The following is a 19,396-nucleotide window of genomic DNA, read 5'->3' as shown; positions in this document are numbered from 1 at the left end:
CGGGAAAGCGCGAGGTCAGGAAACGCCCTTGCGCAACGAGGCGAGGAGGCGGTCAAGATCCCCGCGTGCCGTGTATGTGCGGATCGGGTCGATGTAGTCGCGTGACTCGATGATCTGACCGTCCCGCACACGCATGACGAAGACGCAGGGCACCTTGGACCTGGAGCCGTCCGGCAACGTGAACTCGTAGGCGAACTCGGCGACGATCACTTCAGGATCGGCGGTCTCGTGAACGACGACATCGACGACACTCCTCTTCGGCAAGGACTCCCGAACTTCCGGCGGCACCGTGAAGTGCTCCCGGAGCGCACGCCGACTCGTCAACGGTTCGGACTCCGGCGTCGCCATCGGATGCCGGACATCGGTGACCTCGCCATACAAGTCGGGCAACTCGCTTGAGTTCCCGTCGGCGACCCCATGAACAAGGCGGAGAAACACCTCGCGCGGACTCAGACTCACAAGACCCCCCAAGTGATACGCACAGGCAGCTGACGATCATTGTCGCCTGATGCGGGCCCGTACCGCGGACTGTCGCTGGACGCGGACATGCGGTCAGGCAGAGGGCAGAGGGCAGAGGGCTGGGCGGCGGGCTCGGTGGTTGAAAAGTGTGCTCAGCGTGGCCGGGGCTGGTGTCCTGGTGGCCTTCGGGTGGGGTGCCGTCGGTGTTTCGCCCTACCCCTGGAGTGGTGGCCTTTCGGTGTCGACTCCCGCCCCGCACAAGGGAGTTGGCGGGGTTCGTGTGAGCGTCCCGGATGTCTGCTGACCTGGGCTTACGGGGCGTTCGCTTCTACGATCGGACCGTCGGAGAGGGGGTCCTGATGGGCCGGGCGGATCGGGTGGATCGGGTGGATCGAGAGCAGCGTGGGCGTGACATACGGACGGTCGACGACGTACTCCGGCTTCTGGACAGGTTGTTCGCGCCGGAGGCCGATCGGTGGACCTCGGGGGCGGCCTCCTGGTGGGACGGGTTCTATGCCGACCGTGACCGGCCGGTGCCGTTCTTCGTGGCGAAGCCGGACGAGAACCTGGTCGGGTATGTCGACCGGGGACTGATAGGCGGGGGCGGCCGTGCTCTGGACCTGGGGTGCGGTCCGGGGCGCAACGCGCTTCAACTGGCCGCGTGCGGCTTCGAGGTGGACGGCGTGGATCTGTCGCCGACGGCTGTCGCGTGGGCGGAGGAGCGGGCGCGGGACCGAGACCGGGTGGGGGAGGCGGGGGTGGGGGGAGGGGAGGGGGAGGGCCCCCGGGTTCGCTTTCACTGCGGGGACGTGTTCACCCTCGTCGGTGCCGGACTTCAACTCCCCGGTCCCTACGACCTCGTCTACGACTCCGGGTGTTTCCACCACCTGCCCCCGCACCGGCGCATCAGCTACCTCGCCCTCCTGGACCAAGTCCTCGCCCCCGGTGGGTACTTCGCGCTCACATGCTTCGCTGCCGGCGGCATGGGATCCGAACTGCCCGATGCCGAGCTCTATCGCGGGTCCGGGCTTCAGGGTGGGTTGGCCTACACGGATGATGAACTGCGGTGGATATTCGGGGAGTTGGAGGTGGTCGAGGTGCGTCGGATGCGGGACGAACCGGATGCGTCGCCGTGCTTCGGGGAGGACTTCCTCTGGACGGCGTTGTTCCGCCGGGGACTTGGCGCGTGGAACGCGTAACACGCCGGGGTTCACAGGCTTCGCCGGGTCATGCCGGGACGAAGCTCGGCCACCAGGGTGGGACGTTGTCCGGGCATGACGGGGCGGGGTAGGAGTCCGGCATGCCGAGCCAGGTGACCAGGAACCAGGCGAACCACAGGGTGAAGACGAGCCCTGCCGTAAGGGCTGTCCTGCGATGACGTCGTCCGAGGGTGCCGTGCAGGATCACCCAGGGAATCGCGGCGGCGATCCACATGAGAGGCGCAAGAAACAGCAGCGTCATGCTGTTGGCCGCCGCGTTGACGCCGACGTCGCAAGCGGCCCATGCCCTCCCGATGGCGGCAGTGGACACCGCTGCGGTCAGTCCACTGAAGAGGACCCCGAAGCTGGTACCCCTGAACCAGCGGCTCGGAGTACTCGACGGTTCTGTTCCCACGGTCATCCCCCCGCCTCGCCGTAGGCCTACAGCCAACCCTGCTGTCGGGCCTCCCGCATCGCCTCCATGCGGTTGCGGGTTCCTGTCTTGCCGATGGCCGAGGAGAGGTAGTTGCGGACGGTGGACTCGGAGAGGTGGAGCTGCGTGGCGATGTCGGAGACCGTCGCGCCGTCCACCGATGCCTTGAGGACATCGCACTCGCGGGCGGTCAGGGGGTTCGGGCCGGCGCTCAACGCGGCGGCGGCCAGGGCCGGGTCGATGACCGTCTCGCCGGTCAGGACGCGGCGGATCGCGGCGGCCAGGTCCTCCACGGGGCCGTCCTTCACCAGGAAGCCCGCCGCGCCCGCCTCCATCGCCCGGCGCAGATAACCGGGGCGGCCGAAGGTCGTGAGGATCAACACCCGGCAGTCCGGGGCCTGTTCGCGGAGTTCGGCGGCGGCGTCGAGGCCGCTCATGCCGGGGAGTTCGATGTCGAGGAGGGCGACGTCGGGGCGGTGGGTCAGGGCGGCGTCCACGATCGTGTCACCCCGCCCGACCTGGGCGACGACCTCCAGGTCCGCCTCCATGCCGAGCAGCAGGGCGAGGGCGCCGCGCATCATGCCCTGGTCCTCGGCGAGCAGCACTCTGACGGACTTGGCGGGCCGGTGGTCCCGGGGCATCTCATCCACGGGGCAAGAGTAAGGCCCGGGGAGACTCGGGGCCGTTGTCAAAAACTCTTCATTGTTCGCGTCCGCACGTCTTGACGCTCTCCGGCTGCGGGCAAACAATCGCCTCGGCATTCTGCAATCACCCCAGGAATTTCCCGTACCGGGCCGATTCCGGAAACCTTTCGACAAACTTTCGGCAGTTCGACATTTCGATCGCGAATGGGTTCGGCATATCGATCGAACGGCGTTCGGTATATCGACCAGTCGCTCGCACCGCAACTCCGAGCACCCCGCCCCACCCGCACTGACCACCCGCACCAGCCACCCGCACCGACCACCTGCACTGACCACCCGCACCGCCCTACCCGCAACAGAAGAGGTGCACCGTGTTCCCGAGATTCCTCCGCACCCGGCCGCGCCGGCTGAGAAACGCCACCCTGGCCGCGCTGTCCGCGCTCGTCACCGTCCTCGCGCTGGCCGTCGGCGTGCCGCAGGCGTCGGCCGCCGGCTCGCTGCCGTGCGACATCTACGCCACCGCCGGCACCCCCTGCGTCGCCGCGCACAGTCTCGTCCGGGCGCTCTACTCCTCGTACAACGGCTCGCTGTACCAAGTGCAGCGGGCCTCCGACAGCGCCACCGCGAACATCGGTCTGCTGGCGGCCGGGGGGTATGCCAACGCGGCGGCGCAGGACTCGTTCTGTTCCGGTACGACCTGCATCATCACCAAGATCTACGACCAGTCCGCGCGCCACAACGACCTCACGGTCGAGGGCGCGGGCGGGGCCGGCGCGGCCGATGTCGGGGCGCCCGCGGACGCGCTGCCGGTGACGGCCGGCGGGCATCAGGTCTACGGCCTGGAGATCTCGGCCGGCATGGGCTACCGCGACAACGCCACCTCGGGCGTGGCCACCAACGGTGCCGCCGAGGGGATGTACATGGTGACGTCCGGCACCCACGTCAACGGCAGTTGCTGCTTCGACTACGGCAACGCCGAGACGAACAACAAGGACACCGGCAACGGTCACATGGACGCGATCAACTTCGGTACGGAGTGCTGGTTCGCGCCCTGCTACGGCAGCGGCCCGTGGGTGCAGGCCGACCTGGAGAACGGGCTGTTCCAGTCGGACTCCGGGTACAGCAAGAACACCGCGAACACCGGAACCGGGGCGATACCGTTCGTCACCGCTTTGCTGAAAAACAACGGTCAGGACCATTTCGCGCTGAAATCCGGAAACGCGCAGTCGGGGAGTCTCACGACCTCCTATTCCGGAGGTGAACCCACCACGAGCGGTTACTCGCCCATGCATCAGGAGGGCGCGATCGTCCTGGGCACCGGCGGGGACAACAGCAACGGCTCCATCGGCTCGTTCTTCGAGGGCGTCATGACCGCCGGCATCCCGACCGACGCCGCCGACAACTCCGTACAGGCCAACATCGTGTCCGTCGGCTACGGCGCCTCGACCGGCACCACCGGGACGCTCGCCGCCGGTTCGGAGATCTCGCTGCGCGCGACCACCTCGTGCTGCACCGGCGACTACATCCGCCACCAGAACAACGCGGCGGTCCTCTCGGCGATCACGTCCAGCAGCGCGGCGCTCGACAAGAGCGACGCCACCTGGATCGTCCGCAGGGGACTCGCCGACAGCTCCTGCTATTCGTTCGAGTCACGGAACTACCCCGGCGACTTCCTGCGGCACTACAACTACCAGCTCTACCGCCAACCCATGGTCGGCACCGCCCAGTTCAGACAGGACGCGACGTTCTGCGCCTCGACCGGCAAGAGCGGCACGGGCACCTCGTTCGCGTCGTACAACTACCCGACCAGATATCTCCGGCACTACAACTACAACGTCTACATCGCGAGCGACGGCGGCTCCAACACCTTCGACAGCGCCACCTCGTGGACGGACGACGTGAGTTGGGCCGTTACGGCTCCCTGGGCGCCGTAACGACCAAGTCCGCTGCCTCCACCGGGAGTTCGGCGGTGACCGTGAAGCCGCCGCGCGGCGACGGGCCGGCCCGCAAGGAGCCGCCCGCCACCGCGAGGCGTTCCGTGAGGCCCTTCAGACCGGTTCCGCCGATGCCCTCGGCGGGGCCGGTCGCCGCCGTGTCTCCCGTGCCGTCGTCGGCGATGGTGAGGCGGACGCGGTCCAGGATGCCGTCGAGGGTGATCTCGCAACGGGTCGCACGGCTGTGCCGTACGACGTTGGTGACCGCCTCGCGGACCACCCAGCCCAGCAGGGCCTCGTTCTGTGGGGTCAGGGGTGGGCCCGACTGGCGGACGACCGGGGCGATGTCGGCGGCGGACAGGGCGGAGCGGGCGCGGTCCAGTTCGGTGGCGAGGCTGCCCTCGCGGTAACCGGTGACCGCCTCGCGGATCTCGGTGAGCGCCTGCCGGCCCACGGCCTCGATGTCGGTGATCTGGTCGAGCGCGGCCTCCATGTCGCGGGGCGCGAGGCGCCGGGCCGCCTCCGACTTCACGACGATCACCGAGAGCGTGTGCCCGAGCAGGTCGTGCAGATCGCGGGAGAACCGCATCCGTTCCTTCTCGACCGCGCGGCGCGCCAACTCCTCGCGGGCGGCGCGCAGTTCGCGTACGGCCTCGGAGAGGGAGAGGATCGCGGCGGTCACCATCGTGGACAGGAACGTGCCGTACGCGATGTTGATGGCGTCCGTGCCCGCCCGGACACCGGAGACGGCGCCCGCCAGCGCGGCCAGCGCGATGCCGGTCTTGCCGAGCCACGGGCCGCGCAGCACCGCGCCGGTGGCGAGGCCGAGCAGCGGGAAGAAGTACAGCCAGCTGCCGCCGTAGCCCGCGGCGAGACCGCAGGTGATCGCGCACATCACGCCGAGTGCCACGCGGGTCGAGACCGCCTCGCGCTTGTCCTTCACGAAGGCGCGGAAGACGACGTAGATGTAGAGGGAGTTGAAGACCAACAGGCCCAGGGCGCCGATCCAGGGGTTGGCGGTCTTGCCCTGGAGGAGATTGGAGAAGGAGCCCATTCCCATCAGCAGCCACGGCAGCAGCGCGAAGCCGGTGGGTGGCGGACCGGGCTGGTCGGGCATCTTCCCGCCGGTCCTGCGGGCCTCCTTCTCGGCGGCCTTGTAGCGCTCCATGTCGGTCTTCCAGTCGGCCCGCGCCGCCCGCCAGGCGCGCAGCTGGCAGGTGATCCCTCGCGTCCAGTGCATCTCTCTCTCGCTCCCCCGGTCACACGGTCCGCCCGGTCCGGCGGTACGCCAGCACAGCGTACGAACCGAACGCGAGCAGCCAAGCCGTCAGCACCACGATCGCGCCGAGTGCGGGGGCGTGCCCGTCGGTGACGGAGGTGCCGAGTTCGGCGAAGCGGTTGGTCGGGGTGTAGTGGGAGACCGCGCGCAGCCAGCCGGGGAAGAGGCTGATCGGGAACCACAGGCCGCCGATCACCGAGAGCCCCAGGTTGCAGGCCATGTTCGCGACGCCGGTGGTCTGGGAGGTGAGCCCGTAGCCGTTGCCGAGGCCGAGCAGGGTGAAGGGGATCGAGCCGAGCCACAGCAGCAGCGCGATCGCCGCCCACTGCCAGGCGTCCAGCCGTACGCCGTTCACCAGTCCGCCCGCCGCGAGCACCGCGACGATCGCGGGCAGCACGGTCACCGAACCGGTCAGCGCCCGGCCGACCACCACCTGGCGCGGGGTCATCGGCGTCACCCGCAGCTGCCGCAGCCAGCCGATCGCCCGGTCCTCGGCGACCCCGCCCCCGGTGTTGAGCGCGGACCCGACGGCACCGTAGGCGGCCATACCGACCATCGCCGTGGCCTTGTACCCGCTGTCGTCACCGCCCAGGTTCGTGAACAGCAGATACATCATCACCGGCATCGCGATCCCGCCGATGACAAAGCCGACGTCGCGCAGGGTCCGGCGTACTTCGAGGCGCAGGTAGTCGAGCATCAGACGGTCTCCGTCCCGGTGGTCGTCATGGCGGGGATACGGCGGTGCGAGGTTGTCGGGGTGGCGTCGAGCGGGCGGCCGGTGTCCGTGCCGCCGGTCATCGAACCGGGGTCACGCGTGGTCCGGCGGTCTGCGAGCCGCAGGTGGTCGAGCATCACACCGTCTCCAGTTCGGGTTCGAGTTCGTGTGCCGTCAGTGCCAGGAACGCGTCGTCGAGGGACGCCGGCGTGACCTCCAGGCCTCGGATCGCGTTCCGTGCCGCGAGGGCGATCACCGTCGCGTCCGAGTCGTCGGTGCGCAACAGGGCGCGGTCGCCGCGTACTTCGAGGGTGTGTACGCCGGGCAGCTGGGCGAGGCCCTCGGTGGAGCCGCCCGCCAGGTCGAAGGAGACGAGGTTGCCGCCGGCCGCGCGCTTGAGCTGTTCGCCGGTGCCGTCGGCGACGATCCGGCCGCGGTCGATGACGACGATCCGGTCGGCGTGCGCGTCCGCCTCCTCCAGGTAGTGCGTGGAGAACAGCACGGTGTGCCCGCGCCGGGCGAAGGCCCGCATCGACTGCCAGAACGCGTGCCGCGCCTCCACGTCCAGCGCCGCGGTCGGCTCGTCGAGCACGATCAGCGACGGGTTCCCGGCCAGCGCTACGGCGAACCGCACCCGCTGCGTCTGTCCGCCCGACAGCCGGTCCACCCGCCGCCCGGCCAGCTCGCCGATACCGGCCAGTTCCAGGGCCCGCGCGACCGGCATCGGCGACGGATAGCGCCGGGCGACGAACGCGACCAGCTCGCCGACGGTGACCCGGGGCACCGCCCGCGCCTCCTGGAGCATGGCTCCGACCAGGCCCTTTCGTACGGCCAACTCCGGTGCCGCGCCGAACAGTTCGACCGTGCCGGCGTCGGGCGCGTTCAGCCCGAGCAGCAGCGAGATCGCCGTCGACTTGCCCGCACCGTTGCGGCCGAGCAGCGCGACCGTCTCCCCGCGCCCGATCTCCAGATCCACACCGTCCACGGCACGCACCGCGCCGAACGTCTTGACCGCCCCCGCGAAAGACACGGCAGCCTCTGTCCGGTCCGCCGCCCCACCTGTCTGTGTCATGGCTACGACGCTACGGATCCGGCCCCCTCGCCCGGCAGATGCGCATGTACGGACTCGGGCAGGACAAATGTCACGGGTGCCGGAACGGACGCCGGAACAGACACCGGTACGGACACCGGAACCGACACCCACCTGACGCACCGTCAGGAGCCTTCACAAGTTCGGGGCGCTCGGCTATACAGAAGGGCGCCGGACTGGAACGCGTTCTAGGTCGGCCCGTGACGACCTCGGTGCGGCCGACGGTGCGGACGGCCGCACCGAGGTCTTCGACCACCGGCGACATCAGGAGCCCCATGCCCATCGACGCAGCCCAGGCCCTCGCGGCCGAACCCCGGACCGGCGAGATCTCCTGGACCACCAAGGACGTCCAGCTCTACCACCTCGGCCTCGGCGCGGGCACCCCCGCGACCGACCCCGACGAGCTGCGCTACACCCTGGAGTCCCGGCTGCACGTCCTGCCGAGTTTCGCCACCGTCGCGGGCAACGGCTCACCCGGCGTGATCAGCGGCTTGTCCATGCCCGGCATCGAGGTCGACCTCGCCCGCGTCTTGCACGGCGGCCAGTCCCTGCGCCTCCACCGCCCGATCCCGGCCCAGGGCACCGCGACCAGCACCGGCCACATCGCCGCCGTCTACGACAAGGGCAAGGCGGCCGTCCTCGTCATGCGCACCGAAGTCGCCGACGCCGACGGCCCGTTGTGGACCAACGACGCGCAGATCTTCGTACGGGGGGAGGGGGGATGGGGTGGCGACCGCGGGCCGTCCACGCGCCTCGAACCCCCAACAGGCGCCCCCGACAAGGTGGTTGAGCGCGCCATCCGCGAGGACCAGGCACTCCTCTACCGCCTCTCCGGCGACTGGAACCCGCTGCACGCCGACCCCGAGTTCGCCAAGGTCGCCGGGTTCGACCGGCCCATCCTGCACGGACTGTGCACCTACGGCATGACGCTCAAGGCGGTCGTCGACACCCTGCTCGACGGCGATGTGACCCGGGTGCGCTCCTACGACACACGGTTCGCCGGAGTGGTGTTCCCCGGCGAGACACTGCGCATCCGCATGTGGCGGCAGGGCGACGCCGGAGCCGGGACCGTGCGGGTCGCGGTGAGCGCCGTGGAGCGGGACGACGCTCCCGTCCTCGCCGACACGATCGTCGAACACGCCTGAGTCAGGCCAGAGTTGACCCGAGTTGAGGGGAGCCGCACCATGCTCGCAGCCGTACTGCACGAGATAGGCCAGGACAAACTGGAGGTCCTCGACGACGTCGAGGCGACGGGCTTCGGGCCCGGCCGGGTCAGGATCCGGGTGCGCGCCACGGGGCTGTGCCACTCGGACCTGTCCGCGATGGCGGGGGTACTGCCGCAGCCCGCGCCCTTCGTACCGGGACACGAGGGCGCGGGCGAGATCCTCGAAGTCGGCGAGGGCGTAAGCCACTTGAAGCCCGGTGACCGGGTCGTCGTCTGCTGGCTGCCGGCCTGCGGGGTGTGTCCGGCGTGCAAGCGCGGCCAGACCCAGCTGTGCCTGGCCGGGTTCATGAACGCGGGCACCCCCAACTTCAAGCGCCCCAGCGGCGATGTCTTCGGCTTCGCGGGCACCGGCACCTTCGCCGAGGAGGTCGTCGTCGACGCGGGCTGCGCCGTACCGATCCCCGACGACGTGCCCTTCGACATCGCGGCCCTCATCGGCTGCGGGGTCACCACCGGACTCGGCGCCGCCCTCAACACCGCTGACGTGGAAGCCGGTTCGTCGGTCGCCGTGATCGGCTGCGGGGGTGTCGGCATCTCCGCGATCCAGGGTGCCCGGCTGAAGGGCGCGGCCGAGATCGTCGCCGTCGACCCGGTCGCCTCCCGCCGTGAGGCCGCGCTCAAGTTCGGTGCCACGCGGGCGATTTCACCGGACGAGCTGCCCGACGCCAAGCAACAGGTCACCGGCGGCGAGGGGTTCGACTACGTCTTCGAGGTCGTCGGCCGCTCCGCCACCGCCCGCACCGCCTACGAGAACACCCGCCGCGGCGGCACCCTCGTCGTCGTCGGCGCGGGCGCCCTCGACGACTATCTCCAACTCAGCATGTTCGAGCTGTTCTTCGACGAGAAGCGCATCCTCCCCTCGATGTACGGCGGGGGAGACGTGCTGCGTTCCTACGAGCGCACGATCGCCCTGTGGCGCGCGGGCCGCGTCGACCTGGAGAGCCTGATCACCCACCGCGTGCCGCTGGCCGACATCAACGAGGCCCTCGACCAGATGCGCCAGGGGACGGCCCTGCGCACGTGCATCGAGATCTGACCCCGAATTCCCTTCTGCTGAAAGGACCTTGATGTCACTGCCACTTGAGGGCCTCTCCGCGATCGTCACCGGCGCCGGACGCGGCCTCGGCCGGGCCGAGGCGCTGGAACTCGGCCGGCTCGGCGCGGCCGTCGTCGTCAACGACTACGGACAGCCGGGCCGGGACGGTTCGGGGGAGGCGTCCGCCGGTCCCGCCGAAGAGGTCGCCGCCGAGATCCGCGCGGCGGGCGGACGCGCCACCGCCCACACCGGGGACGTGGCCGACTTCCAACAGGCCGCCGCACTGGTCGAGTTGGCGATCGCCGAGTTCGGCAGGCTCGACATCCTCGTCAACAACGCGGGCATCCTGCGCGACCGCATGGTCTTCTCCATGACGGAGGGCGAGTGGGACGCGGTGATCCGGGTCCACCTCAAGGGCCACTTCAACACGACCCACTTCGCCGCCGCACACTGGCGCGAGCGCTCCAAGGCGAGCGGCGCGCCGGTGTACGGGCGGATCGTGAACACCTCCTCCGAGGCCTACCTCGCAGGCTCGGCGGGACAGCCCAACTACGCGGCCGCGAAAGGCGGAATCGTCGGCCTGACCACCTCCACGGCCCTCGCGCTGGCCAAGTACGGCGTGACCGCGAACGCGATCTGCCCGCGCGCCCGCACCCGGATGACCGAGGACGTCTTCGCCGGGTTCGGGGAGAACGGCGACGGCCTCGACCCTCTCGCACCCGAGCATGTCGCCCCGCTCGTCGGCTACTTGGCCTCACCCGCCGCCGAACGCGTCAACGGACAGCTCCTCGTCGTCCACGGCGGCATGGTCGCGATCGTCGAACGCCCGCACGTCCAGGCCAAGTTCGACAGCAAGCAGGACCTGTTCAGCTACGACGAGCTGGACGCCGTACTCACTCCGCACTACGCGGAGCGACCGCCGGGGGAGACGTTCGCGGCGGCGGAGGTACTGGGACTCAAGCGGGAACCCGGCACCGGATGACAAACGGCCCCGCCCGTCCGGAGACGAGCGGGGCCGTGTCGTGCGAGGTGGTGCGGGGCGCCTGACGTGTCGTCAGACCGCCGCGTACCGGGACTGCTCGGACTGCTCGGACGGCTTGCGGTGTCGGCCGTGGGCGGCCGCATCGCCGTCCTGCGCCGAGACCGGGCCCCGGTGCTTGCCGTGGCCGGAGGCCTCGTGTGTGTCGGCAGACATGGTCTGCGCGCTGTTCGTGTCGTTCATCGGATACTTCACCCCGTAGAAAACATGATCCTTCATACAGCTCGGCGATCTTATCCAGCCGTTCCCGGGGTGAAGCGAGACGGCCTGCCGTCCGGAACGAGTTCGTTACCGAGTCACACCACTTCGTTACCCGACGGCCACCCGGCCTTTGAGCGGTGCCTCCCGCAAGGGCACCGGACGCGGCGCGACCGGCACCGGAGGATCCGGTTGTGACGGCGGTGACGGTGACGGCACGGCCTCCCCAGGCGCGCCCCCCGTCCCGTCCCGAACCGGATCCTCCGGGCGTGTTTCCCCCGTACCCCCCACGCCCCCCGTCACCGCAGGGGATCCCGCGTCCCCTGCTTCCCCCGTTCCCCCCGCCCCCCGAGGCACCGCGAACCGCGCCACACCGCACGGCACTTCCCGTGTAGCGTACGGCAGTTGCAGCACCCCGTCCTCGGTCCACAGCCCGGCGCCCGCCAACCAGCCCTCGGGCGCCGGGAGTTGGAGCAACTGCCGTTCGGCGGGCCGCCAGACGGCGAACCAGGTGCCGGCCGGCCCGTCGACGCGCAGGGCGACCCCGCAGTTCTCCGGCATCAGCACCTGCCCCGGCTGGATCGCGAACGGCGTCACCGTGCAGTCCGGCAGCCGCAGGCACTCCGGGAACCGCACCGGCAGAGTGGACCCGACGACCCCCCACCCGAGCCGTTCCCCCCGCCCGGGCGCCGGCGCGTCCGAGCCGATCAGCAGCAGCCCGCTGTCGGGGTCGGCCGCGAGCAGCCGGTCGTCGCTGTCCGCGGCGATCTGCAGCAGCGGCGACACCTCCCCGTCCCGCTCCAGGTCGACCACGATCGCCTTGGTCCGCCCGCCGACCTCCCGGTCCAGCGCCAGCATCCGCCCCGCCCGGTCCAGCCAGACCCCGCCCGAACACCGCCCCGGGACCATCGCGAGATGCTCGGGCCCGAACGCCCCGCCCGCCACCAGCCACACGGCGGTCGAACGCCGGCCCACGGCGAGGGCGTACGCCTTCTCGCCCCCCGGCGCGGGCGGCAGCAGCCGCAGCCGGGTGTCCGGGTCCGGGCACTCGACCGCGCCGAGCAGCAGCTCACCGGTGCCGGGACCGGTCGGGTAGAGCAGCGAGAACGCGTGCCGCCCGTCCACCAGCCGCCGGATGAGCACCCGCCCGTCGCCCATCGGCTGGACCTCGGTGCCGGGCTCCTCCGGCTGGTTGCCGGGCAGCGGCACGGCGTACGGCTCGGGGCCGTCCAGCGTCCACCGCTCCGGGAACAGACAGTCGCCGGCCGGCGCGAGGCGGGCGGCGTACGCCCCGTCCGCGGTGATCGCACACGTGGTGCCACCGTTCCGCGGGTCCCCGCACTCGTCGCCGAGTTCGTCCCCGTCCTCGTCCGCCGCCGTGGGCTCGATCGCACAGGCCGTCATGGTTCGGTCACCTCCGGCGACGAAACTAGTTTTCGTACGTACGGACGTGGGACCGATGAGCAGGGGCTTCACCAATAAGGGTGGCCAAGTAACGATTCGCCTGAGGAAACCGGGGCGGATGTGCTGAACGGTGCCGCACACCCCCGTACCGCCGCTTCAGCGGTTCAGCCGCACAGTGCGGCCAGGTAGCCTTTCCCCGTGCCCCGTCAGTCCGTACCCCGCCTGTCCGAAGTCATCGCCGCGCTGGAGAACCTGTGGCCCGCCGAGCGGGCCGAGTCCTGGGACGCGGTCGGCACCGTCGTGGGCGACCCGGACCAGGACGTCACGCGCGTGCTGTTCGCCGTCGACCCGGTCCAGGAGATCGTCGACGAGGCCGTGAAGCTGGGCGCCGACCTGCTGATCACCCACCACCCCCTCTACCTGCGCGGTACGACCACGGTCGCGGCCTCCACCTTCAAGGGCCGCGTGGTGCACACCCTGATCAAGCACGACATCGCGCTGCACGTCGCCCACACCAACGCCGACCGCGCCGACCCGGGAGTCTCCGACGCGCTCGCGGGCGCGCTGGACCTCAGGGTCGTAGGACCGCTCGTACCGGACCCGACCGATCCGGAAGGCCGCCGGGGCCTGGGCCGGATCTGCGAGCTGGACCACCCGCTGACCGTCCGCGAGCTCGCGGCCCGCGCCGCCGAACGCCTGCCGGCCACGGCGCAGGGCATCCGCGTCGCGGGCGACCCCGAGGCCCTGGTCCACCGGATCGCGGTGAGCGGCGGCTCCGGCGACAGCCTCTTCGACGACGTACGAGCGGCAGGCGTGGACGCGTTCCTGACAGCGGACCTCCGCCACCACCCGGTGTCGGAGGCCCGCGCCCACAGTCCTCTCGCGCTGCTCGACGCGGCGCACTGGGCCACCGAGTGGCCCTGGTGCGAGCTGGCCGCCGCCCAGCTCGACGAGATCTCCGACCGCGAGGGATGGGACCTCAGGGTCCACGTCTCCAAGACGGTCACCGACCCCTGGACCGCCCACGCGGCGTCCACCGCCACACCTGACTCACTGGGAGCCCCCAACTGAACGCCGCGCCCGCCGACCAGATCCGACTTCTCGACGTCCAGGCCCTCGACGTCCGCCTCTCGCAGCTCGCGCACAAGCGCAACTCGCTGCCCGAGCACGCCGAGATCGACTCGCTGACCAAGGACCTCACCCAGCTGCGCGACCTGCTCGTGGCCGTGCAGACCGAGGAGAGCGACTGCGCCCGCGAGCAGACCAAGGCCGAGCAGGACGTGGACCAGGTGCGCCAGCGCGCCACCCGCGACCAGCAGCGCCTCGACTCCGGCGCCGTCACCTCGCCCAAGGACCTGGAGAACCTCCAGCGCGAGATCGTCTCCCTCGCCAAGCGCCAGGGCGACCTGGAGGACATCGTCCTGGAGGTCATGGAGCGCCGTGAGTCCGCGCAGGAGCGCACCGCCGAACTGACCGAGCGGGTCGGTTCCGTGCAGGGCAGGATCGACGACGCGACCGCCCGCCGCGACGCCGCGTACGAGACCCTCGACGCGGAGGAGGCCACGGCCGAGAAGGAGCGCGAGGTCGTCTCGGCGACCATCCCCGCGGACCTCCTCAAGCTCTACGACAAGCTCCGTCAGCAGCAGGGCGGCATCGGCGCGGCCAAGCTCTACCAGCGCACCTGCCAGGGCTGCCGCCAGGAGCTCTCCATCACCGACTTCAACGAGGTCCGCGCGGCGGCCCCCGACACCGTCGTCCGCTGCGAGAACTGCCACCGCATCCTGGTGCGCACGTCCGACTCCGGCCTGTAAGGAGCGCTGGCCGTGCGGGAGTTCATCGTCGAGGCGGACGGCGGTTCCCGGGGCAACCCGGGTCCCGCGGGCTACGGCAGCGTCGTCATCGACGCGACGACGGGGGAGACGCTGGCGGAAGCGGCCGAGTACATCGGCATCGCCACGAACAACGTCGCCGAGTACCGAGGCCTGTTGGCCGGCCTCCGCACGGCCCACGCGCTGGACCCCTCGGCGTCCGTCCACGTCCGCATGGACTCCAAGCTCGTCGTGGAACAGATGTCGGGCCGCTGGAAGATCAAACACCCTGACATGAAGCCCTTGGCGGCGGAGGCGGGTCAGGTCTTCCCGGCGGACCAGGTGACGTACGAGTGGATCCCGAGGGCCCAGAACAAACACGCGGACCGCTTGGCCAACGAGGCGATGGACGCGGGAAAGCGCGGCGAGCAGTGGTCGGCGGCAGAGTCAACGGCGGAACTCCGCAGCACGGACTCGGCCGAGGCTTTTCGGGGGAGCGGGCGCGACCAGCTTTCCAGTGCGGGCTCAGGGGATGCCCTTCGGGGGCGCGCGACACATGCGGGGCTTTCCAGCGCAGGCTCAGGCGAGACACCTAAGGGGCGCGGGGAACTGCGCGACCAGCCCCCACTCACCCGCACTGTGACGACAACCGAAAAGTCCACAGCCGACACCCGCGCAGCCCGCAACGTAGCGACCCCCACCCCCGGTTGGGCCCCCGCAGACATGGGCGCCCCCGCAACCTTCGTCCTCCTGCGCCACGGCGAAACCCCCCTCACCCCCCAGAAGCGTTTCTCGGGCAGCGGCGGCACCAACCCCTCCCTCTCACCCGTAGGCCAGGACCAAGCCACCCGAGCCGCAACCGCGTTGGCAACCCGAGGCACGATCCAGCACATCATCGCCTCCCCCCTCACCCGCACCAGGGAAACCGCCGCAGCCGTAGCAGACCGCCTCGGCCTGCCGGTGACGATCGAAGAGGGCCTGCGCGAAACGGACTTCGGCGCCTGGGAGGGCCTCACCTTCGGCGAGGTACGCGACCGCTACCCCGAAGACCTGACGACGTGGTTGGCCGACCCCACCGCCCAACCCACCGGCGGCGGCGAGAGTTTCGCGGACACGGCAACCCGAATCGCCGCCACCCGAGACAAGCTGACGGCAACCTACGCGGGCCGCACCGTCCTCCTCGTCACCCACGTCACCCCGATCAAGACGTTCGTCCAACTCGCCCTGGGCGCACCCCCGGAGTCCCTGTTCCGCATGGAACTCTCGGCGGCGTCCATCTCAACCGTGGCGTACTACGCCGACGGCAACGCGAGCGTACGACTCTTCAACGACACGTCCCACCTGCGCTGACCGCCTACGCTGAACGCAAGCGCAGCCCCGCCGCCTCCCGCGCCAGCACCTCGACCCGCCCCCAGTCCCGCGCGGCCACCGCATCCGCCGGAATCATCCAACTCCCGCCCACACACCCGACGTTGGGCAACGCCAGGTATTCAGGCGCGGAGTCGACCCCTATCCCCCCGGTAGGACAGAACCGAGCCTGCGGCAACGGCCCCGCCAGCGCCTTGAGATACGCCGTACCGCCCGAGGCCTGAGCGGGAAAGAACTTCATCTCCCGCACCCCACGCTCCAACAGCGCGACCACTTCGGACGTGGTGGACACCCCCGGCAGAAACGGCACCCCGGCCTCCTGCATGGCCTCCAGCAACAACTCGGTCCACCCGGGACTCACAAGAAACCGAGCCCCCGCCCCCACACACTCCTTGACCTGCCCCGGAGTGAGCACGGTCCCGGCCCCGACGACGGCCCCCGGCACCTCACCCGCGATAGCCCGCAAGGCCTCCAGCGCGACCGGCGTCCGCAAGGTCACCTCGATCGCGGGCAGCCCCCCGGCGACCAACGCCCGCGCGAGCGGTACCGCATCGGCGACGTCCTCGATGACGACGACGGGCAACACGGGAGCGAGATCGAGCAGGGAGGAGGAAGTCATGACCTCATCCTGCCGACGTGATGCAGTATGCGCAAAGCTCATTGCGCACACTGCAACGCGCGCCTGATGGATCGCTCAGTGGATCTCGTCCACCAACACATCCAACGCCCAACCCCGCCCCGCCTGCGAAGGCACCTCCGCCTCCACCACATACCCCAAGCCCCGCAACGCCTCCACCAACTCCGCAGGCGTCCCCGGCACCCCCGCCGAGGTCAACAGACTCCGCACGATCCGCCCCTTCGTCGCCTTGTTGAAGTGGCTGACGACCTTCCGCGTCGGCGCATGCAACACCCGCACAGTCGCCGTCCGCCCCGCGACCTCCCCCTTCGGCTTCCAAGCCGCCGCATACGCGGAAGACCGCAGATCCAGCACCAGCCCGTCCCCGGCGACCTCGGGCAGCACAGCCGCCATCGGCCCCCGCCAGTGCGCACCCAACGCCCCGAGCCCCGGCAACCGCACGCCCATAGAGCAGCGATACGACGGAATCCGGTCGGTCACCCGCACCGCACCCCACAACCCGGAGAACACGAGCAGCGACCGCGTGGCACGCCGCTTCGCGGCCGGTTCCAGCGAGGCCAGGTCGAGGGCGTCGTAGAGAACCCCCGTATAGATCTCCCCGGCGGGCCGCGCACCCGCCGTCCGCAGCTCCGTGTTCTTCGCGATCTCGCCGCGCAGCCCCTCACTCAACCCGAGCACCTCGCGTGCCTTGTCCTCGTCGGCCGCGCAGAGGTCGACGAGTTCGTCGAGTACGGCCGCGCGGGCGTCGGCGAGTCCCGGGAGGGAGAGCGACTCCGGCTTGAGGGGGGCACCGCGGCCGGAGGAGGCCTTGCCTTCGGAAGGAGGCAGCAGGACGAGCACGGCGGGTTTCTCCTTAGGGGACTGCAGGGGATTTCAGGGGTCTTCAGGCAACTTCTGGCTTACGTGGGGGGCCTGCGCCAGCGTAAAGGGTGCGGGCCTGCGGATTGTGCCTACGCTCGTGTCATGCCCAGCCGCCGTATCCGGGTGACCGGCACCCCCGAAGCCCCGCTCCGCGCCGCCCTCACCGCACTCCGTACCGAACTCGGCGTACCCGAGACCTTCCCGCCGGAGGTACTGGCGGAGGCGGAAGCGGCGGCGAAGGCCCCGCCACAGCCTGCCGCGGACGCGACCGACATCCCCTTCTTCACCATCGACCCGCCCACGTCCATGGACCTGGACCAGGCGATGCACCTGTCCCGTAGGGGGACTGGGGGATCCGGGGGGAGCGGTTTCCGGGTCCGGTACGCCATCGCCGATGTCGCCGCCTTCGTGGCCCCCGGCGGCGCGCTGGACGCGGAGGCCCACCGCCGCGTCACCACGCTCTACTTCCCGGACGAGAAGACCCCACTGCACCCGCTCCTCCTGAGCGAGGGCGCCGCGAGCCTGCTGCCCGACGTGACCCGGCCCGCGGTGCTGTGGACGATCGACCTGGACGCGGACGGCCGTACGACCGCCGTCGACGTTCGTCGCGCGCTCGTCCGCAGCCGGGCCAAACTCGACTACGCCACCGCGCAGCGGCAGATCGACGCGGGCACAGCGGAGGAACCGCTCGCGCTGCTGAAGGACATCGGCGAGGCGCGCGAACGTCTGGAGGTCGAGCGCGGCGGCATCTCCCTCAACGTGCCCGAGCAGGAGATCGTCGAGCGCGACCACACCTACGAACTCGCCTACCGCGCCCCGCTCCCCGCCGACGGCTGGAACGCCCAGATCTCCCTCCTCACCGGCATGGCGGCGGCCGACCTGATGCTCACGCACGGCACGGGCGTCCTGCGCACCCTCCCCACGGCCCCCGACGGCGCGGTCGGCCGCCTCCACCGCACCGCGCACGCGCTGCACATCGACTGGCCGCACCACATGGCGTACGCGCAGCTCATCCGCTCCCTCGACCCCCACCTCCCGCACCACGCGGCCTTCCTCCAGGAGTGCACGACCCTGCTGCGCGGCGCCGGCTACACGGTCTTCCGCGACGGCAACCTCCCGCCCGTCACCACCCACGCGGCGGTCGCCGCCCCCTACACCCACTGCACAGCGCCCCTACGGCGTCTGGTAGACCGCTACGCCTCCGAACTCTGCCTCGCCCCCTCCTCCCCACCCGCCTGGGTCCTGGCCGGCCTCGACGCCCTCCCCAAACAGATGGCCGACGGCAACCGCCTCGCGGGCACCGTCGAGCGCGAGTGCGTCGACATCGTCGAGGCGGCGCTGCTGAAGGACCGCGTCGGCGACCTCTTCGACGGCTATGTGGTGGACGTCGAGGAACACCAACCCACCGTGGGAAAGGTGCAGTTGGACACCCCGGCCGTCGTCGCCCGCCTCGAAGGCGGCACGACCCCACTGCCGTTGGGCGAGCGCCTGCGCGTCCGCCTCACCCAGGCGGACCCGGGGACGTCGAAGGTACGGTTCGCGCCCGCCTGATCGCTTCCACGAGGGTTGCTACGACGCGGTCGGCGTCGTCGGCGTGGAAGTGGACGGTGTCGACCTGCCGTTGGCGGCCGAGCAGCGTGAAGTGGCTTACGGGCTGGGCGAGTTGGAGGGTGACGGAGGTACGGAAGCCGACGGGGAGATCGAGTTCGCCGTCGGCGCGGCGCCGGGTCACCCGCAACTCCCGCTCGGCGGAGGCGATATGACCCAGAGGGACGACCACGTCGGCGCGGGCGGCCCGTCGGAGCCGTAGCGCGTATGTGTCCGTGTCCAGCAGGTGCGGGCGGGCGACGGAGGACGCGTGCAGGGCGGCGACGCACGCGACCGCGCACAGACCCAGGACCGGCACCACGTCGTCGAGCACCGGCCAGTCCCGCAGCAGCACCGACATGGTGAGCGTCTCCAGGACGCACGCGAGCGCCGACCCGGCCACCATGGCCCGTCGCGCCCGCGCATACCCGAACACCCGCCCGCCGCCTGCCCAGTTGGTCCTCATGGGGTCAGTGCAAA

At 70.6% G+C, this 19,396-nt stretch carries 21 protein-coding genes; 9 read left to right on the top strand and 12 right to left on the bottom strand.

Translation table 11 applies throughout. The features are described 5' to 3' along the window. Positions 1-15: 15 nt before the first annotated feature. Positions 16-438, bottom strand: coding sequence for a nuclear transport factor 2 family protein (locus ACIBK4_RS10845; protein ID WP_398994400.1), 423 nt, complete (start codon positions 436-438; stop codon positions 16-18). Between the two features lie 380 nt (positions 439-818). On the opposite strand from ACIBK4_RS10845, the gene ACIBK4_RS10840 reads away from it, so the two are divergent. Continuing rightward, positions 819-1,658 (top strand): class I SAM-dependent methyltransferase, encoded by an 840-nt coding sequence (locus ACIBK4_RS10840; protein ID WP_398994180.1) that lies wholly within the window; start codon positions 819-821, stop codon positions 1,656-1,658. Positions 1,659-1,686: 28 nt separating this feature from the next. Here ACIBK4_RS10840 and ACIBK4_RS10835 read toward each other — a convergent pair whose 3' ends face one another. Together ACIBK4_RS10835 and ACIBK4_RS10830 are read right to left on the bottom strand one after the other, a co-directional pair. Beyond that, positions 1,687-1,989 carry a hypothetical protein gene (locus tag ACIBK4_RS10835; protein WP_398994178.1) on the bottom strand — a complete coding sequence of 101 codons (303 nt, stop codon included), beginning with the start codon at positions 1,987-1,989 and terminating at the stop codon, positions 1,687-1,689. A gap of 110 nt (positions 1,990-2,099) precedes the next feature. Continuing rightward, positions 2,100-2,732, bottom strand: a complete 633-nt coding sequence (locus ACIBK4_RS10830) for a response regulator transcription factor (protein ID WP_266776328.1) — start codon at positions 2,730-2,732, stop codon at positions 2,100-2,102. A 374-nt stretch (positions 2,733-3,106) separates the two neighbouring features. Between ACIBK4_RS10830 and ACIBK4_RS10825 the strand changes: the two genes are divergently transcribed. Continuing rightward, entirely contained in the window at positions 3,107-4,669 is a 1,563-nt protein-coding gene (locus ACIBK4_RS10825; protein WP_398994176.1) for an alpha-L-arabinofuranosidase B, read from the top strand. On the opposite strand, the gene ACIBK4_RS10820 is transcribed toward ACIBK4_RS10825, so the two are convergent. From ACIBK4_RS10820 to ACIBK4_RS10805, 4 genes are read right to left on the bottom strand one after another with little or no spacing between them, the layout of a single operon-like run. Continuing rightward, positions 4,647-5,909 carry a sensor histidine kinase gene (locus tag ACIBK4_RS10820; RefSeq protein ID WP_398994174.1) on the bottom strand — a complete coding sequence of 421 codons (1,263 nt, stop codon included), beginning with the start codon at positions 5,907-5,909 and terminating at the stop codon, positions 4,647-4,649. The genes ACIBK4_RS10825 and ACIBK4_RS10820 overlap by 23 nt on opposite strands. Positions 5,910-5,928: 19 nt before the next feature. Then, on the bottom strand, positions 5,929-6,645 hold the full coding sequence (locus ACIBK4_RS10815) for an ABC transporter permease (protein WP_398994171.1): 717 nt from the start codon (positions 6,643-6,645) through the stop codon (positions 5,929-5,931). Next, the gene (locus ACIBK4_RS10810) at positions 6,645-6,800 is read right to left on the bottom strand and encodes a hypothetical protein (protein ID WP_398994169.1); all 156 of its coding nucleotides are present in this window, start codon (positions 6,798-6,800) and stop codon (positions 6,645-6,647) included. The genes ACIBK4_RS10815 and ACIBK4_RS10810 overlap by 1 nt, the downstream gene beginning before the upstream one ends. Further along, entirely contained in the window at positions 6,800-7,735 is a 936-nt protein-coding gene (locus ACIBK4_RS10805; RefSeq protein WP_398994167.1) for an ABC transporter ATP-binding protein, read from the bottom strand. Before ACIBK4_RS10805 ends, ACIBK4_RS10810 begins: the two co-directional genes overlap by 1 nt. Positions 7,736-8,028: 293 nt before the next feature. Here ACIBK4_RS10805 and ACIBK4_RS10800 point away from each other — a divergent pair, with 293 nt between their 5' ends. From ACIBK4_RS10800 to ACIBK4_RS10790, 3 genes are read left to right on the top strand one after another with little or no spacing between them, the layout of a single operon-like run. Continuing rightward, positions 8,029-8,898 (top strand): MaoC/PaaZ C-terminal domain-containing protein, encoded by an 870-nt coding sequence (locus ACIBK4_RS10800; RefSeq protein ID WP_398994165.1) that lies wholly within the window; start codon positions 8,029-8,031, stop codon positions 8,896-8,898. 39 nt (positions 8,899-8,937) lie between these two features. Further along, positions 8,938-10,014: a Zn-dependent alcohol dehydrogenase gene (locus ACIBK4_RS10795; protein WP_019064374.1), complete on the top strand. Its 1,077-nt coding sequence runs from the start codon at positions 8,938-8,940 to the stop codon at positions 10,012-10,014. A gap of 31 nt (positions 10,015-10,045) precedes the next feature. Then, positions 10,046-10,996, top strand: coding sequence for a 3-oxoacyl-ACP reductase (locus ACIBK4_RS10790; protein ID WP_398994163.1), 951 nt, complete (start codon positions 10,046-10,048; stop codon positions 10,994-10,996). Positions 10,997-11,068: 72 nt separating this feature from the next. Here ACIBK4_RS10790 and ACIBK4_RS10785 read toward each other — a convergent pair whose 3' ends face one another. Together ACIBK4_RS10785 and ACIBK4_RS10780 are read right to left on the bottom strand one after the other, a co-directional pair. After that, positions 11,069-11,236, bottom strand: a complete 168-nt coding sequence (locus tag ACIBK4_RS10785; RefSeq protein ID WP_366436041.1) for a hypothetical protein — start codon at positions 11,234-11,236, stop codon at positions 11,069-11,071. Between the two features lie 126 nt (positions 11,237-11,362). Next, entirely contained in the window at positions 11,363-12,655 is a 1,293-nt protein-coding gene (locus ACIBK4_RS10780; protein WP_398994160.1) for a hypothetical protein, read from the bottom strand. A gap of 198 nt (positions 12,656-12,853) precedes the next feature. Here ACIBK4_RS10780 and ACIBK4_RS10775 point away from each other — a divergent pair, with 198 nt between their 5' ends. From ACIBK4_RS10775 to ACIBK4_RS10765, 3 genes are read left to right on the top strand one after another with little or no spacing between them, the layout of a single operon-like run. Next, a complete protein-coding gene (locus ACIBK4_RS10775) occupies positions 12,854-13,726 on the top strand; it encodes a Nif3-like dinuclear metal center hexameric protein (protein ID WP_398994158.1) in 873 nt (290 codons plus the stop codon). Further along, positions 13,723-14,466 (top strand): zinc ribbon domain-containing protein, encoded by a 744-nt coding sequence (locus ACIBK4_RS10770; protein ID WP_398994399.1) that lies wholly within the window; start codon positions 13,723-13,725, stop codon positions 14,464-14,466. Before ACIBK4_RS10775 ends, ACIBK4_RS10770 begins: the two co-directional genes overlap by 4 nt. A gap of 12 nt (positions 14,467-14,478) precedes the next feature. Beyond that, positions 14,479-15,813 carry a bifunctional RNase H/acid phosphatase gene (locus ACIBK4_RS10765; protein ID WP_398994156.1) on the top strand — a complete coding sequence of 445 codons (1,335 nt, stop codon included), beginning with the start codon at positions 14,479-14,481 and terminating at the stop codon, positions 15,811-15,813. A gap of 4 nt (positions 15,814-15,817) precedes the next feature. On the opposite strand, the gene ACIBK4_RS10760 is transcribed toward ACIBK4_RS10765, so the two are convergent. Together ACIBK4_RS10760 and yaaA are read right to left on the bottom strand one after the other, a co-directional pair. Beyond that, positions 15,818-16,450 carry a bifunctional 4-hydroxy-2-oxoglutarate aldolase/2-dehydro-3-deoxy-phosphogluconate aldolase gene (locus ACIBK4_RS10760; protein WP_398994154.1) on the bottom strand — a complete coding sequence of 211 codons (633 nt, stop codon included), beginning with the start codon at positions 16,448-16,450 and terminating at the stop codon, positions 15,818-15,820. A 75-nt stretch (positions 16,451-16,525) separates the two neighbouring features. Next, the gene (gene yaaA / locus ACIBK4_RS10755; protein ID WP_398994152.1) at positions 16,526-17,308 is read right to left on the bottom strand and encodes a peroxide stress protein YaaA; all 783 of its coding nucleotides are present in this window, start codon (positions 17,306-17,308) and stop codon (positions 16,526-16,528) included. Positions 17,309-17,431: 123 nt separating this feature from the next. On the opposite strand from yaaA, the gene ACIBK4_RS10750 reads away from it, so the two are divergent. Next, positions 17,432-18,880 carry an RNB domain-containing ribonuclease gene (locus tag ACIBK4_RS10750; protein ID WP_398994150.1) on the top strand — a complete coding sequence of 483 codons (1,449 nt, stop codon included), beginning with the start codon at positions 17,432-17,434 and terminating at the stop codon, positions 18,878-18,880. On the opposite strand, the gene ACIBK4_RS10745 is transcribed toward ACIBK4_RS10750, so the two are convergent. Further along, the gene (locus tag ACIBK4_RS10745; RefSeq protein WP_398994148.1) at positions 18,831-19,382 is read right to left on the bottom strand and encodes a hypothetical protein; all 552 of its coding nucleotides are present in this window, start codon (positions 19,380-19,382) and stop codon (positions 18,831-18,833) included. The two genes, ACIBK4_RS10750 and ACIBK4_RS10745, sit on opposite strands and share 50 nt — an antisense overlap. Between the last annotated feature and the right edge of the window lie 14 nt (positions 19,383-19,396).

It is taken from the genome of Streptomyces sp. NPDC050528 (assembly GCF_044457795.1).
In the GTDB taxonomy this organism is placed as follows: domain Bacteria; phylum Actinomycetota; class Actinomycetes; order Streptomycetales; family Streptomycetaceae; genus Streptomyces.
This window is presented reverse-complemented; position numbering and strand designations above follow the sequence as displayed.

What these genes read in the sequence shown, in the direction of transcription:
- ACIBK4_RS10780 (WP_398994160.1), bottom strand. Translation starts at nt 12,655, where the DNA reads ATGACGGCCTGTGCGATCGAGCCCACGGCGGCGGACGAGGACGGGGAC.
- ACIBK4_RS10830 (WP_266776328.1), bottom strand. Translation starts at nt 2,732, where the DNA reads ATGCCCCGGGACCACCGGCCCGCCAAGTCCGTCAGAGTGCTGCTCGCC.
- ACIBK4_RS10795 (WP_019064374.1), top strand. Translation starts at nt 8,938, where the DNA reads ATGCTCGCAGCCGTACTGCACGAGATAGGCCAGGACAAACTGGAGGTC.
- ACIBK4_RS10785 (WP_366436041.1), bottom strand. Translation starts at nt 11,236, where the DNA reads ATGAACGACACGAACAGCGCGCAGACCATGTCTGCCGACACACACGAG.
- ACIBK4_RS10800 (WP_398994165.1), top strand. Translation starts at nt 8,029, where the DNA reads ATGCCCATCGACGCAGCCCAGGCCCTCGCGGCCGAACCCCGGACCGGC.
- ACIBK4_RS10745 (WP_398994148.1), bottom strand. Translation starts at nt 19,382, where the DNA reads ATGAGGACCAACTGGGCAGGCGGCGGGCGGGTGTTCGGGTATGCGCGG.
- ACIBK4_RS10805 (WP_398994167.1), bottom strand. Translation starts at nt 7,735, where the DNA reads ATGACACAGACAGGTGGGGCGGCGGACCGGACAGAGGCTGCCGTGTCT.
- ACIBK4_RS10815 (WP_398994171.1), bottom strand. Translation starts at nt 6,645, where the DNA reads ATGCTCGACTACCTGCGCCTCGAAGTACGCCGGACCCTGCGCGACGTC.
- ACIBK4_RS10750 (WP_398994150.1), top strand. Translation starts at nt 17,432, where the DNA reads ATGCCCAGCCGCCGTATCCGGGTGACCGGCACCCCCGAAGCCCCGCTC.
- ACIBK4_RS10760 (WP_398994154.1), bottom strand. Translation starts at nt 16,450, where the DNA reads ATGACTTCCTCCTCCCTGCTCGATCTCGCTCCCGTGTTGCCCGTCGTC.
- ACIBK4_RS10820 (WP_398994174.1), bottom strand. Translation starts at nt 5,909, where the DNA reads ATGCACTGGACGCGAGGGATCACCTGCCAGCTGCGCGCCTGGCGGGCG.
- ACIBK4_RS10790 (WP_398994163.1), top strand. Translation starts at nt 10,046, where the DNA reads ATGTCACTGCCACTTGAGGGCCTCTCCGCGATCGTCACCGGCGCCGGA.
- ACIBK4_RS10810 (WP_398994169.1), bottom strand. Translation starts at nt 6,800, where the DNA reads ATGCTCGACCACCTGCGGCTCGCAGACCGCCGGACCACGCGTGACCCC.
- ACIBK4_RS10840 (WP_398994180.1), top strand. Translation starts at nt 819, where the DNA reads ATGGGCCGGGCGGATCGGGTGGATCGGGTGGATCGAGAGCAGCGTGGG.